We start from the raw sequence: 14,978 nt of genomic DNA on the forward strand, positions 1-14,978 counted from the left end.
AAAAGCCCCTTTCGGGGCTTTTTTATCTATCTTGCAAAATTAATCTTCCATTTCGGAATTTAATAATGCCGCTAGGCTTTGCGTTGCATCGTCAGCGACAAATTCAAATTCCGCTTCGATATCCGCATCGCTTGCGAAAGCAGAAATAGGCTCTTCGATCGCTTCCACCACTAATTCCGCTGCTTTTTGACGGTTTTTAATGCGGTTTTGGTGATAGGCAAAACCGGTACCTGCCGGAATTAAACGACCAACGATAACATTTTCTTTCAAGCCACGTAATTCATCACGCTTACCTGCCACTGCCGCTTCGGTAAGCACACGTGTGGTTTCTTGGAACGATGCCGCAGAGATGAAGGATTCCGTCGCAAGAGACGCTTTGGTGATACCCAATAATTCGCGCTCAAATTCAACCGGCGGTTTACCTTCCGCTTCACGTTTACGGTTTACGATTTTCACGCGTGCCACTTCTACCTGCTCCCCTTCTAGGAACTCAGAGTCGTAAGCATTTGTGACGATCGCTTTACGCAACATTTGGCGAACAATGACCTCAATGTGCTTATCATTGATTTTTACCCCCTGTAAGCGGTAAACATCTTGCACTTCGTTCACAATGTATTCGGTTACGGCACGTACACCGCGTAAACGTAAAATATCGTGTGGTGTTTCCGCACCATCGGAGATTACATCACCACGTTGAACCATCTCACCTTCAAATACGTTGAGCTGACGCCATTTCGGAATCATTTCTTCGTACACTTCGCCTTCAGTCGGTGTGATCAGTAAACGACGTTTACCTTTGGTTTCTTTACCGAAGGATACGATACCTGAAATCTCCGCCAAAATTGCCGGCTCTTTCGGTTTACGGGCTTCAAATAAGTCTGCAACGCGTGGAAGACCACCGGTAATATCTTTCGTTCCCACAGATTCTTGTGGAATACGGGCTAAAGGTTCACCCACTTTTACCGCTACGCCATCGTCTAAACTTACAATTGCTTTACCCGGTAAGAAGTATTGTGCGATGACATCGGTTTCCGGTAAGAAAACGTCATTGCCGTTTGCGTCAACTAATTTAATAGTTGGGCGTAAATCTTTACCAGCAGTTGCACGTTCACCCACATCTTGTACCACAATCGAGGATAGACCAGTTAATTCATCGGTTTGACGTGTTACGGTTAAACCGTCCACGATATCCACGAATTTTACGAAACCGGTCACTTCAGACACAACCGGCATAGTATGAGGATCCCAGTTCGCTACGGTTTCACCCGCCGTGACTTCTTGACCGTCACCTTTACTTAATACCGCACCATAAGGCACTTTATAGTGTTCTTTGGTACGACCGAATGCGTCAGTAACAGTTAATTCCGTATTACGGGAAGTTAACACTAATTTACCTTCATCATTCGTGACAAATTTCGCATTGGCTAAGTGTAATGTACCGGTATTTTTCGCTTGTACGCTAGATTCTTTTGCTGCCACAGACGCCGCACCACCGATATGGAACGTACGCATGGTTAACTGTGTTCCCGGTTCACCGATAGATTGCGCCGCAATAACGCCTACCGCTTCACCTTGGTTGATTAAGTGACCGCGCGCCAAGTCACGACCGTAACATTTAGCGCAAACGCCATAATTGGTATCACAGGTTACTACTGAGCGTACTTTCACGCTATCTACCGAATTTGCATCTAACACATCACAAAGTTTTTCATCTAGTAACGTATTACGTGCAATTAAGACTTCTTCTGTTCCAGGCTTATAGATATCTTCTGCTGCTACACGACCTAATACTAACTCGCGAAGTGGGACTTTTTCATCGCCCCCCTCAATTAACGGGGTCATCACTAAGCCTTCGTGCGTACCACAGTCATCTTCAATAATCACCAAGTCTTGTGCCACGTCAACTAGACGACGGGTCAAATAACCGGAGTTCGCTGTTTTCAATGCGGTATCCGCCAAACCTTTACGCGCACCGTGGGTTGAAATAAAGTATTGAAGTACGTTCAACCCTTCACGGAAGTTCGCGGTGATTGGCGTTTCAATGATCGAGCCGTCCGGACGCGCCATCAAACCACGCATCCCCGCCAGCTGACGAATCTGTGCCGCAGAACCACGCGCACCGGAATCCGCCATCATAAAAATACTATTAAACGAGGCTTGTTTTTCAGGTTTACCTTCACGGTTCAGCACTTCTTCCGTAGAAAGATTTTCCATCATCGCTTTTGCAACACGTTCGTTTGCCGCAGCCCAAATATCGATCACTTTATTGTAACGTTCGCCTGCTGTCACAAGACCGGATTGGAATTGCTCTTGGATTTCCGCTACTTCGTCTTCCGCTGCCGAAATAATTTCATATTTCTTCTCAGGGATCACCATGTCGTCAATACCGACAGATGAACCGGAGCGAGCCGCATAAGCAAAACCGGTGTACATAATTTGGTCGGCAAACATAACCGATTCTTTTAAGCCTAAACGACGGTATGCTTCATTAATTAATTTGGAGATCGCTTTTTTGCCTAATGTTTGATTAAACAACGCATAAGGCATACCTTTCGGTGCAATCATCCATAAAATCGCACGGCCAATGGTGGTATCCGTTAATGTTGTCACTGCATCAAGTTCGCCGGCTTCATTTTTTACATATTCAGTGATCCGTACTTTTACACGAGAATGCAATTCTGCCTGACCGGTAGAATAAGCTCTTTCCGCCTCACGCGGATCTTGCAATAACATTCCTTCGCCTTTACCGTTCACTTTTTCTCGGGTCATATAATAAAGCCCCAATACCACGTCTTGTGATGGCACGATAATAGGATCACCGTTCGCCGGTGAAAGGACGTTATTGGTGGACATCATCAACGCGCGGGCTTCTAATTGGGCCTCAAGGGTTAACGGAACGTGAACCGCCATTTGGTCACCATCGAAGTCCGCATTGAACGCAGCACACACGAGCGGGTGTAATTGAATCGCTTTACCTTCGATTAAGATTGGTTCAAACGCTTGAATACCCAAACGGTGAAGTGTTGGAGCACGGTTCAATAAAATCGGATGTTCGCGAATCACTTCCGCAAGAATATCCCAAACAATCGCCTCTTCACGCTCAACCATTTTCTTCGCCGCTTTAATGGTTGTGGCATAACCGCGACTTTCTAATTTTGCATAGATAAACGGACGGAATAATTCCAATGCCATTTTCTTCGGTAAACCGCATTGATGTAGGTGTAGGTATGGACCTACGGTGATTACCGAACGGCCGGAATAGTCAACACGTTTACCCAATAGGTTTTGACGGAAACGACCTTGTTTACCCTTAATCATATCTGCTAAGGATTTTAACGGACGACGATTAGAACCGGTAATTGCACGACCGCGGCGACCGTTATCCAATAACGCATCGACCGATTCTTGCAACATCCGTTTCTCATTACGCACAATAATATCCGGAGCGATAAGATCCAATAAACGTTTTAAACGGTTATTACGGTTAATCACTCGACGGTATAAATCGTTCAAATCGGAAGTCGCAAAACGTCCGCCGTCTAATGGTACTAACGGACGAAGATCCGGTGGAAGTACCGGTAATACGGTCATCACCATCCATTCCGGTTTGTTACCCGACTGAATAAATGCTTCTAATAATTTTAGACGTTTAGTAATTTTCTTACGTTTTGTTTCAGAATTGGTTTCTTGTAACTCTTCACGTAATTTTTCGCATTCCACATCAAGATCCATACCTTTTAATAGATCTTGGATTGCTTCCGCCCCCATTTTTGCTTCAAATTCATCTTGCCAACGATCTTCAGCATCAAGATATTGTTCTTCCGTTAATAATTGACCGCGTTCTAAATCCGTCATACCCGGTTCAGTCACAATGTACATTTCAAAATAAAGTACACGCTCAATATCACGTAACGGCATATCAAGTAATAAACCGATACGGGATGGAAGGGATTTTAAGAACCAAATGTGTGCCACCGGTGAGGCTAATTCAATATGACCCATACGTTCACGACGCACTTTGGTTTGTGTCACTTCAACGCCACATTTTTCACAAATCACACCACGGTGTTTTAAACGTTTATATTTACCACATAAACATTCGTAGTCTTTTACCGGCCCGAAGATACGCGCACAGAAAAGACCATCACGTTCAGGTTTGAACGTACGGTAGTTAATGGTTTCAGGTTTTTTCACTTCACCAAATGACCAAGAACGGATCATATCCGGTGACGCTAACCCAATTTTAATCACATCAAAATCTTCACTGGTTTTTGACTGTGCTTTTAAAAACTTAACTAAGTCTTTCACAAATGTTCTCCTGTCGGAGTTAAAGGTTTAAAGTGCGGTTAAAAATTACCGAGAATTTTGACCGCACTTCGGCGATTTTTGTAGTGTGTGAATTATGCCAATCCACACACCCTACTTTCATTACTCTTCGTCTAACTCAATATTTAAACCAAGTGAACGGATTTCTTTCATAATCACGTTGAAAGATTCCGGCGTACCCGGATCCATTTGTTGGTTGCCGCTGACGATGTTTTTATACATCTTCGTACGACCGTTCACATCATCGGATTTCACGGTTAGCATTTCCTGTAAAGTATAAGCTGCACCATATGCTTCAAGCGCCCATACCTCCATCTCACCGAAACGTTGACCACCGAATTGTGCTTTACCACCTAATGGTTGTTGCGTGACGAGACTATAAGAGCCCGTTGAACGTGCGTGCATTTTGTCATCAACCAAGTGGTTCAATTTGAGCATATACATATAACCTACGGTTACCGGACGCTCAAATTTCTCACCGGTACGTCCATCGTATAAGGTGATCTGTCCGGAAGTCGGTAAACCGCCGAGTTTTAATAACTCTTTGATTTCCGTTTCATCCGCACCATCAAACACAGGGGTAGCAACCGGTAAACCTTTACGCAAGTTATCTGCTAAACGTAGCACTTCTTCATCAGTGAAAGTGCTTAAATCCACTTTTTGTGAACCATGACCTAAATCATAGGCTTTTTGCATATAACTGCGTAATTTTTCTACTTCTTGTTTTTGTTTAAGCATCGTATTGATTTGATCACCAATACCTTTTGCCGCTAAACCTAAGTGAGTTTCAAGGATCTGACCGATATTCATACGGGATGGAACGCCCAGAGGGTTTAATACGATTTCAACCGGTTGGCCATTTTCATCGTACGGCATATCCTCAACAGGATTAATTTTTGAGATAACCCCTTTGTTACCGTGACGACCCGCCATTTTATCACCAGGTTGGATTTGGCGTTTCACCGCAAGATAAACTTTCACCACTTTCAATACACCCGGCGCAAGATCATCACCTTTGATGATTTTCTTACGTTTCACTTCAAGTTTGAGTTCAAACTCTTTACGAAGCTCTTCGTATTGCTCTGCGAGTTGCTCTAATTGGTTTTGTTTCTCTTCATCGGCAATGGTTTGTTCTAACCATTTAGTACGATCTAATTTATCTAATTGTGCTTCATCTACGCCACCCGAAATAAGAAGATTGCGAACACGCGCGAATAAACCAGCCTCTAAGATTTCTAATTCATCGGAAAGGTCTTTCTTCGCTTCTTTTAATTGCATTTCTTCGATTTCTAGCGCACGTTTGTCTTTTTCCACGCCATCACGGGTGAAGACTTGTACGTCGATAACCGTACCGCTTACGCTGTTTGGTACACGCAATGAAGAATCTTTCACATCAGAGGCTTTTTCACCAAAAATTGCACGTAACAATTTTTCTTCCGGTGTTAATTGGGTTTCACCTTTCGGTGTCACTTTACCGACTAAGATGTCTCCACCTTTTACTTCCGCACCCACATAAACGATACCGGATTCATCTAATTTGCTGAGTGCCGATTCACCCACATTTGGAATATCTGCGGTGATTTCTTCTGCGCCTAATTTAGTATCACGAGCCACACAAGAAAGTTCTTGGATATGAATGGTGGTAAAGCGATCTTGTTGAACCACACGCTCAGACACTAACATGGAGTCTTCAAAGTTATAACCGTTCCATGGCATAAATGCCACACGGATATTTTGACCTAACGCCAGTTCCCCTAAATCGGTTGAAGGACCGTCAGCCAACACCTCACCACGATTAATCGGATCGCCTAAATTCACACAAGGAATTTGGTTGATACAGGTATTTTGGTTAGAACGGGTGTATTTGATTAAGTTATAAATATCAATCCCCGCTTCACCTGCAACGGTTTCATCTTCATTCACTTTAATCACAATACGTGATGCATCCACATATTGAACGATACCACCACGTTTCGCCACAACAGCCACACCGGAATCAAGAGCAATTGGTTTTTCCATACCTGTTCCCACTAACGGCTTGTCAGCACGTAATGTTGGAACAGCCTGACGTTGCATGTTTGCCCCCATCAATGCACGGTTCGCATCATCATGCTCAAGGAATGGGATCAATGCCGCCGCTACAGACACTACTTGTTGAGTGGATACGTCCATATAATGGATATCTTCAGGTTTATATAAACCGGACTCACCACGCTCACCACGAGCCGTAACAAAAGCATCAGTAAAGCGATTATTCTCGTCTAGATTTGAGTTTGCCTGAGCGATGATATAATTTGCTTCATCAATGGCTGATAAATATTCAATTTCTTCCGTCACTTGACCGTCAATGACTTTGCGATATGGGGTTTCTAAGAAACCGTAATCATTAGTACGAGCAAATGCGGAAAGGGAGTTAATCAAACCGATGTTCGGACCTTCAGGCGTTTCGATTGGACATAAACGACCATAATGGGTGTTATGTACGTCACGTACTTCAAAGCCTGCACGTTCACGGGTTAAACCGCCCGGACCCAACGCAAAAATACGACGTTTGTGGGTCACTTCTGATAATGGGTTGTTTTGATCCATAAATTGCGAAAGTTGTGAAGAACCAAAGAATTCTTTCACTGCCGCAGAAATTGGTTTCGGATTAATTAAATCCTGTGGCGTGATCGCATCCAAATCACCTAAAGATAAGCGTTCTTTGACCGCTCTTTCTACACGTACTAAACCAATACGGAATTGGTTTTCAGCCATTTCGCCCACAGAACGGATACGACGGTTACCTAAGTGGTCGATATCATCCACTTCACCACGACCGTTACGGATATCAATGAGTTTACGCATTACGGCAATGATATCCTCATGGCTTAAAATCCCACTTCCCACACCTTCAGGAATACCTAAAGAACGGTTGAATTTCATACGACCTACTGCAGATAAATCATAACGTTCCGCAGAGAAAAATAAGTTGTTAAATAAGGCTTCTGAAGATTCCGGTGTTGGTGGCTCACCCGGGCGCATCATACGATAGATTTCATAAAGCGCACTGGTTTTATCGTCAGTCGGATCAACACGTAAGGTTTCGGAAATATAAGGACCGTAATCTAAATCATTGGTGAACAAGGTTTCAATAACGTTGTAGCCTGCTTGTGCTAATTTCGCTAGAACTTCTAAAGAGATTTCACCATTTGCCGGACAAATAATTTCACCGAATTCCAAATCTACATAATCTTTGGCTGCCACTTTACCTACAATATACTCGGTAGGCACAACAACTTGGCTTACATTATCTTTCTCTAATGCTTTAATGTGGCGGGCAGTAATACGACGACCACGCTCTACATAGACTTTACCGTTCGCTTCAATATCAAATGACGCCGTTTCACCACGTAAACGATCTGGTACTAGGGTCATTAATAATTTATTATCGGCGATTTCAAAGGTTACTTTATCAAAGAATAAATTTAAGATTTCTTCGGTGTTGTAACCTAATGCACGAAGAATAATGGTTGCCGGTAATTTACGACGACGGTCAATTCGTGCATAAAGATTATCTTTCGGATCAAATTCAAAATCCAACCAAGAACCACGATAAGGAATAATACGTGCGTTATAAAGCACCTTACCCGATGAATGGGTTTTACCTTTATCGGAATCAAAAAATACGCCCGGGCTGCGGTGTAATTGTGAAACGATAACACGCTCGGTACCATTGATGACAAAAGTACCGTTATCCGTCATTAATGGGATTTCCCCCATATACACTTCATTTTCTTTAATATCTTTAACGGCGCGTGAAGATGACTCTTTATCGTAACTTACAAGACGTAATTTAACACGTAAACCTGCAGCATAAGTCGAACCACGAATTTGGCACTCACGTACATCAAATTCCGGTTCTTCTAAACGGTAGTCAACATATTGTAATTCGGTATAGCCATTGTTGCTAACAATTGGAAAGACTGAACGGAAAGCCGCTTCTAAACCTTGCTGACCTTCAGGATCTTTTTGAATAAATTTATCAAACGAATCTAATTGGATAGTTAATAAATAGGGTACATTTAAAACTTGCGGACGTTTGCCGAAGTCTTTACGAATTCGTTTTTTCTCAGAATAGGAGAGACCCATTGGTTGGTTTTCCTCTATCAATTTTAGTGAGACTGAGCTGACACAAGAAAAAGTGCGGTCAATTTTGACCGGATTTTGACTCATATCAAGGTATGGACACCGTTTTCAGGAACCGCACTCTGAACCTTACTTCTGTAGTGGGCTACTCAAATTAAAACGTCTATAATCAACTTGAGTGGAAACAGATAAGATTAAACGGAAAATTATTATCTGTTTTTTGTGCCTATTTTGATAGCACAAAATGGCTGATGGTAACCCACCAGCCATTAAGCCTGAGAAACAGGACATAAGAGAATCAAAAATTATTTGATTTCTACTTTTGCACCAGCTTCTTCTAATTCTTTCTTAAGCGCTTCAGCTTCTTCTTTAGAGATGCCTTCTTTTAACGCTGCAGGTGCAGATTCAACTAAGTCTTTAGCTTCTTTTAAGCCTAAACCGGTTGCACCACGTACTGCTTTGATTACTGCTACTTTATTTGCACCAGCTTCAGCAAGTACCACATCAAATTCAGTTTTCTCTTCAGCTGCCGCTGCACCGCCTGCTGCTGGTGCTGCCGCTACTGCTGCCGCTGCTGATACGCCGAATTTTTCTTCCATCGCTGCGATTAATTCAACGATTTCAGTTACAGTTTTAGAAGCAATCGCTTCAATGATTTGTTCGTTAGTTAATGACATAACAATCAATTCCTAAAATAAATAAAGTTAAATGAAGTAAGAAACGCTTAGAAATTAAGCTGCTTCTTGTAATTTGTCGCGTAATGCTGCAAAAGTGCGAGCAAGCTTGCCTGCCGCTGCTTCTTTCATTGTGCCCATTAAACGTGCAATTGCTTCTTCGTAAGTTGGTAATGTTGCTAAGAATTCAACATCCTGAATCTTACCTTCAAAGGCGGCACCTTTAATTTCAAACTTATCGTTTGCTTTAGCAAACTCTTTGAACAAACGAGCAGCTGCGCCCGGGTGTTCATTAGAGAACGCGATAAGTGTTGGACCTACAAACGTATCTTTTAAGCATTCGTAATCTGTGCCTTCAACCGCACGGCGTAATAAAGTATTACGAACCACACGCATTGTTACACCCGATTCACGAGCTGCTTTACGTAATTCAGTCATTTTCTCAACAGTTACACCGCGTGAATCCGCGATAACCGCTGAAAGTGCACCTTTGGCTGCTTCATTTACTTCAGCAACAATTGCTTGTTTGTCTTGAAGATTTAATGCCATTGGCTTTTAGCTCCTGAATACACTCCGATTGCTCGGAATTAATTTACCTAATCTAAGATTAGGACGACTTCGGTGCCCAGAAGCAAGAAAAATTCTTATTCTGTACACCATCTACGTAGGATGATTAAGATTGCTCCCCTACGGTCTTGGACGGGGCTTGAATAGGTCAAGCACCAACCAGAAATGAGGTTATAGCCTAAAGCCATAACAAAGGTGCAGGATTATAAAGTGAATCCTTTCTCTTGTAAAGCTATTTGGCGAAAAAAGATCCAAAACTGCGCCCTATATTATTTTCTTACCGCGATGGCTTCAATTTCCAACCCGACATCTTTTGGTAAACGTGCCACTTCCACACAAGAGCGGGCTGGAAAAGTCGGATGACTATTCTCTTTAAAGAAACGCTCATATTCCGCATTCACCACAGCAAAATCATTTAAATCTTTCACGAATACGGTGGTTTTTACAATATCCGCTACACTTAAACCGGCTTGTTCTATGATAGCTTTTACATTTTCTAACGATTGACGGGCTTGTGCCACAATATCAGCCGGCACTTCGCCCGTTGCCGGATTCACCGGAATTTGGCCTGAAGTCAAAACCAAATTTCCTAAATCGACCGCTTGAACATAAGGACCGATTGCGGCAGGGGCTTGCTCGGTATGAATAATTTTTGTCATAGTCAGTTCTCCTTTTCTTATCTTTCATAGAGAAAAATGCAGTAAAAATTAACCGCACTTTTTATTAATCAATTTCTTTCAACACATCATCAGAAAGTTCTTTCTGTGAACTTTCTTTTACGTTTCCGTCATTGACTTTAAATTCCAAATTTTGGAAATAAGCTTCACGGAAAGTTACATAAGGATCTTGCGCTTGATTTAACAATTCCGCGTTATCCAAATTCTTCGCACGGGAGTCCAGCACTTGAACGCCATATTTAACCAGTGAAAAAGGACCGTCCACCGCCCATTCCCAGAACGGATACATATAGGCAGCGTCCACAATTGCACCGGTTAATTGACGCGGGGTTGTCGCATTATAAAGCGGCAGAACCATATAGGCACCGGCATCAACCCCATAACTCCCTAATGTTTCACCAAATCCGCGTTGTTCATAGACTTGTAATTCTTTGCTCGCACTGGCGAAATCAAATAAACCGCCGATACCGAATACGGTATTAATCCAAAAACGATTAAAATGCACAAAGGCTTTTTTAGGTTCGCCCTCAATCATACGGTTTACAAAACTTACCGGCTCATCCAAATTATTCGCGACATTAGTAAGCCCTTTTGTTAGCGGCTTAGGCAAATAATCACGCCAACCTTTTGCCGCCGGTTCTAACACATAGCGATCCACGACGTTGTAGTTAAAATCCCACATGGTACGGTTAAACCCTTCCATTGGATCATTACGCTCTCCATTTGGCTTGGTTGCACAGCCAGTTAATACCATCGCACCTAAAAGTGCGGTCAATATTAGTTGTTTTTTCATAACATATCCTTTAAGCAAAAACCTCATTCCGAAGATAATCTAGAGCAAGCCTATGCTTATAAACTATACGCTTTAATATACGGCAACTTACCTTTTTTCAACATATCTTGAATACCGCTTTGGTGATCATTCGTGCCTAAACCGCGTAATTCAAAGGTCACACCGATACTGTTATCATACAGCACTTCATCTTGCCCTTGATTTTGGCGGCTGGTAACATGACGTCTAGCCCCGACACCTACAGCCCAACAACAACTGTTATACTGCACACCAAGATACTGTTCTACCGGTTTTTTCAAGGCTAAGTCCTGATAATATTTTCCGACCACCGCCCAATTATCCGTCACTTCCCAAGCCGCAACCAAGCCTAACTGTTTAATATCTTGATTATAGGCATTGGCGGATCGCCCTAAGTTTTGGTCGATATAAGCTTGGCTCGCATAACGATAATTTAACTGAATTAAATTATTTCTTTCCGGATTATATTCAATACTGGTATTGACTAATGAGGTTTTCTTTAACTGGGTATCATATTGATAGCTACCATGCCAGTTCCAGTTATCATTGAGTTTCCAATTTGACTCTAACGCCCAAGAGGAAGAAGAACGTTGCGTACTATTTGCCGGATTGCTGTCAATTCGGGAATCGGTTAAGTGATAAGTTTGTCCGGCAGAGAAATTAAAACGTTCTGTTGAGTGTCTGTCATAAAAACGGGTGGTTCCCCCCAGCGTCACTTGGTTAGCCGAAGCAATACGGTCTAACCCGCTATAACGACGATCACGGAATAAAGAATAGTAATCTTGTTGAACCAACGAGGAATCATAGCCATACCCTAAATAATCATTAGTACGGCTTGAGCCGATATTGCTTTGATTGCGATACGGGCGATATAAATACTGCACGCGCGGTTCAAAGGTTTGCGTATAATCTTTTAAAAATGTGGTATCCCGTGCTAAAACGGTCTGTAAATCCACTTTAATTTGTGGAATAACCCGATTTACCCGACTTTCCACCTCTTCCGCACCGGCTCCTTTTCCTTTTTTCTGTTGGTAATGGGTGGCATAAAGTTTGGTTTCAATATTCAAGCTACCGTATTTATTCGACATTGCCGTGGCTAAACTAGGCTCAAGATGAAAACGCCAAGCCGTTGGCATAAGGCTACTATCATTATCAAAACGTACTGCTTGTGAGAATAACTTAAAGTCTAACCAACCATTCGCTAAATCATTTTTATAATAGTTAAAATCAATTTGCGGCATGGCACGATAAGGCCCGATATCCACCTCATCAAAGATTTGGAATTGGCGTGCAGAAATAGCGAAATTGTAATTTGGCTGGTAATAAGCAATACGTGCATATTGGTTGGCATAACCATCCGTGCTACTGCCATAGTCAGACGTAAAATCCGTGAAATAGCGTTTATCACTTACTCGCGTATAATCAATATTCAAACGCCAATTTTGAAGGAAAGAGGAACTGTGATTCCAATAAAAAAGATGGCGTTTCCGATTCTCGCCATAGTATTCATCATAGCGATCACGTGCCAAATATTCACCGGCAACTTTACCCTCACCAACCGGTGTTAAATAGCGAAACTCACCGTTTAATTGCCAACCGCGGTGCGACATATATTTCGGGATAATGGTCGCATCATAATTCGGTGCGATATTCCAATAAATCGGTTGGGAATACCAATACCCATCACGGCTCGAACTTCCCGCACTTGGGATTAATAAACCGGAACGACGACGATCACCGATAGGGAGTTGCAAATATGGCGTATAAAATACCGGTACGCCAAGTACCTTAAAGCGTGCGTGCCACATTTCCGCATACTCTTCTTTAATATACTGACGAATCTCCGAGGCATCCACCGCCCACGCATTATCATTCGGTAAACAGGACGTAAAAGTGGCATTTTTCATCACACGGGTATTATTACGCAATTCAATTTCTTGCGCTTTTCCCCGACCTTGACGCCCGACTAGCTGATAATCGGCTTCCGTCACATTACCGTCTTTCGACTCTAAATTAAAATCCGCATTTTGCCCCAACATATTGATTTGATCGTCTTTATAATCAAATCCGCCACGCACATAAGCGAAACGTTGCAATGCCTTGCCTTCACCGGTTTGTTTCACTTCTACGGAATCGGCAATCAGATGACGGTTTCCCTGCTTGAGATCCGCATTTCCTTTATAAATTGCGCTTGTCGGCTGATTAATTTCCGCATCATCCGCCTCAATATAGACAGGCAAATCATTTGGATTCCCTGACACTACCTCACCGGAAAACGTTGGCACGCCTAGCAAACATTGCGAACGTAAATCCGCTAAAGCCGTTTGGCTATAAAGTGCGGTCAAAATAGAAAGCGAAATTAAAGTATATTTTTTATTCATAATTTAATTCTTTTTATCGATAAAATCCGAGCGATTATACTGGAAGATCATTTACAACGACAATCATTTATATGGTCATTGACTAATCCCATTGATTGCATAAAAGCATAACAAGTGGTTTCACCTACAAATACAAAACCGCGTTTTTTCAATGCCTTTGACATCGCTTTGGATATATCGGTTCTAGTCGGTATAACGGATAAATCCGGCACATCATTCACAATCGGTTTGTGATTGACGAACGACCAAATAAAATCACTAAAATTTTCACCGCACTTTTCCATCGCCAAATAAGCATTGGCATTTTTAACAATGGCTTCCAATTTAGCACGATGGCGAATCAGCCCCGTATTTTGCATACAAGCATCAATATCAAGTGCGGTCATTTTTGCCACTTTTTCGCGATCAAATTGATGAAATGCCGCCCGATACGCCTCACGTTTTTTTAACACCGTAATCCACGACAAGCCCGCTTGTTGCCCTTCTAAACAAATTTTCTCGAATAATTTTTGGCTATCAAATTCCGGCTTACCCCATTCGTTATCGTGATAAGCAATGTAAATCGGCAAATCGCCCGCCCACGAACATCTTGTCATAGGATCTCCTTTTTGAGTTCGCTATAAACCTTCGCAAAATTCGGCATCTCGCCCCGCCATAAATGAAATGAATGTGCCGCTTGCGCCACCAGCATTCCAAATCCGTCGTTCACATTCACCAAGCCTAAACTTTTACAAAAAGTAATAAATGGCGTATCTGATCCTTTGGCGTATTGCATATCATAAAAGGCGTGTCCCAATTTAATCATATCCGCCGAGACAGGCGCGGTAGTTCCACTTAACCCTGCAGACGTTGCGTTAATAATCAGATCATAAGGTTGAACAGGAATAGTCTCCATCGCCACCGCTTGAATCTCGCCGTAAGGCTGAAATTTTTCTGCCAAGGCTTGCGCTTTTGCTAAAGTGCGGTTGGCTAGCACGATATGTTGTCGGGCTTGCAATAAGGGCAATAATACGCCTTGAGTTGCGCCACCGGCGCCTAAAATCAAAGTACGCTGATTCGGTTTAATCCAATTTAAACGTTCCAAATCCGTCACTAAACCAATGCCGTCCGTATTATCAGCATAAAGCAGACCGTCCGCTAATTTTTTTAGCGTATTACAAGCCTGCGCAAGTCTCGCCCGCTCGCTGTGTTCATCGGCAAGTTGATAGGCTCGGGCTTTAAAAGGTGCGGTTACATTACAGCCTTTTGCCCCCTGAGAGAAAAATGTGGCAAGTTGTTGCTCAAAGGTATCAAGATCGCCTAATTTTGCCTCATAGCTCATCGCTTGTTGGGTTTCTGTCGCAAATTTGCCTTGAATCAACGGCGATAAACTTTGTGAAATGGGATTGCCCCACACCGCATAGTAATCCATATC

General features: G+C 42.6%; 9 protein-coding genes. All 9 read right to left on the minus strand.

All coding sequences use genetic code 11. The annotated features are described in order from the left end of the window. Positions 1–39: 39 nt before the first annotated feature. The 9 genes from rpoC to aroE all read right to left on the minus strand — a co-directional run bounded on the left by rpoC (position 40) and on the right by aroE (position 14,975). A complete protein-coding gene (rpoC, locus tag PNEUHYL_RS12230; RefSeq protein WP_059368643.1) occupies positions 40–4,308 on the minus strand; it encodes a DNA-directed RNA polymerase subunit beta' in 4,269 nt (1,422 codons plus the stop codon). 120 nt (positions 4,309–4,428) lie between these two features. Beyond that, a complete protein-coding gene (rpoB, locus tag PNEUHYL_RS12235) occupies positions 4,429–8,457 on the minus strand; it encodes a DNA-directed RNA polymerase subunit beta (protein WP_059368644.1) in 4,029 nt (1,342 codons plus the stop codon). A 302-nt stretch (positions 8,458–8,759) separates the two neighbouring features. Further along, entirely contained in the window at positions 8,760–9,131 is a 372-nt protein-coding gene (gene rplL / locus PNEUHYL_RS12240) for a 50S ribosomal protein L7/L12 (protein WP_059368645.1), read from the minus strand. A gap of 54 nt (positions 9,132–9,185) precedes the next feature. Then, positions 9,186–9,677: a 50S ribosomal protein L10 gene (rplJ, locus tag PNEUHYL_RS12245; RefSeq protein WP_059368646.1), complete on the minus strand. Its 492-nt coding sequence runs from the start codon at positions 9,675–9,677 to the stop codon at positions 9,186–9,188. 287 nt (positions 9,678–9,964) lie between these two features. Further along, a complete protein-coding gene (locus PNEUHYL_RS12250) occupies positions 9,965–10,354 on the minus strand; it encodes a RidA family protein (protein ID WP_059368647.1) in 390 nt (129 codons plus the stop codon). A 64-nt stretch (positions 10,355–10,418) separates the two neighbouring features. After that, a complete protein-coding gene (locus PNEUHYL_RS12255; RefSeq protein ID WP_059368648.1) occupies positions 10,419–11,165 on the minus strand; it encodes an MlaA family lipoprotein in 747 nt (248 codons plus the stop codon). A gap of 56 nt (positions 11,166–11,221) precedes the next feature. Continuing rightward, on the minus strand, positions 11,222–13,564 hold the full coding sequence (gene lptD / locus PNEUHYL_RS12260) for an LPS assembly protein LptD (protein WP_059368649.1): 2,343 nt from the start codon (positions 13,562–13,564) through the stop codon (positions 11,222–11,224). 47 nt (positions 13,565–13,611) lie between these two features. Beyond that, positions 13,612–14,160: a DNA-3-methyladenine glycosylase I gene (locus PNEUHYL_RS12265; RefSeq protein WP_059368650.1), complete on the minus strand. Its 549-nt coding sequence runs from the start codon at positions 14,158–14,160 to the stop codon at positions 13,612–13,614. After that, entirely contained in the window at positions 14,157–14,975 is an 819-nt protein-coding gene (gene aroE / locus PNEUHYL_RS12270) for a shikimate dehydrogenase (RefSeq protein ID WP_059368651.1), read from the minus strand. The genes PNEUHYL_RS12265 and aroE overlap by 4 nt, the downstream gene beginning before the upstream one ends. Positions 14,976–14,978: the final 3 nt, after the last annotated feature.

The organism is Rodentibacter caecimuris, assembly GCF_001019715.1.
Classification (GTDB): domain Bacteria; phylum Pseudomonadota; class Gammaproteobacteria; order Enterobacterales; family Pasteurellaceae; genus Rodentibacter; species Rodentibacter caecimuris.

Bases quoted from the DNA above. Each gene is read 5' to 3' on its own strand.
- rpoB (WP_059368644.1), bottom strand. From the start codon at position 8,457: ATGGGTCTCTCCTATTCTGAGAAAAAACGAATTCGTAAAGACTTCGGC.
- rplL (WP_059368645.1), bottom strand. From the start codon at position 9,131: ATGTCATTAACTAACGAACAAATCATTGAAGCGATTGCTTCTAAAACT.
- rplJ (WP_059368646.1), bottom strand. From the start codon at position 9,677: ATGGCATTAAATCTTCAAGACAAACAAGCAATTGTTGCTGAAGTAAAT.
- PNEUHYL_RS12250 (WP_059368647.1), bottom strand. From the start codon at position 10,354: ATGACAAAAATTATTCATACCGAGCAAGCCCCTGCCGCAATCGGTCCT.
- PNEUHYL_RS12255 (WP_059368648.1), bottom strand. From the start codon at position 11,165: ATGAAAAAACAACTAATATTGACCGCACTTTTAGGTGCGATGGTATTA.
- lptD (WP_059368649.1), bottom strand. From the start codon at position 13,564: ATGAATAAAAAATATACTTTAATTTCGCTTTCTATTTTGACCGCACTT.
- PNEUHYL_RS12265 (WP_059368650.1), bottom strand. From the start codon at position 14,160: ATGACAAGATGTTCGTGGGCGGGCGATTTGCCGATTTACATTGCTTAT.
- aroE (WP_059368651.1), bottom strand. From the start codon at position 14,975: ATGGATTACTATGCGGTGTGGGGCAATCCCATTTCACAAAGTTTATCG.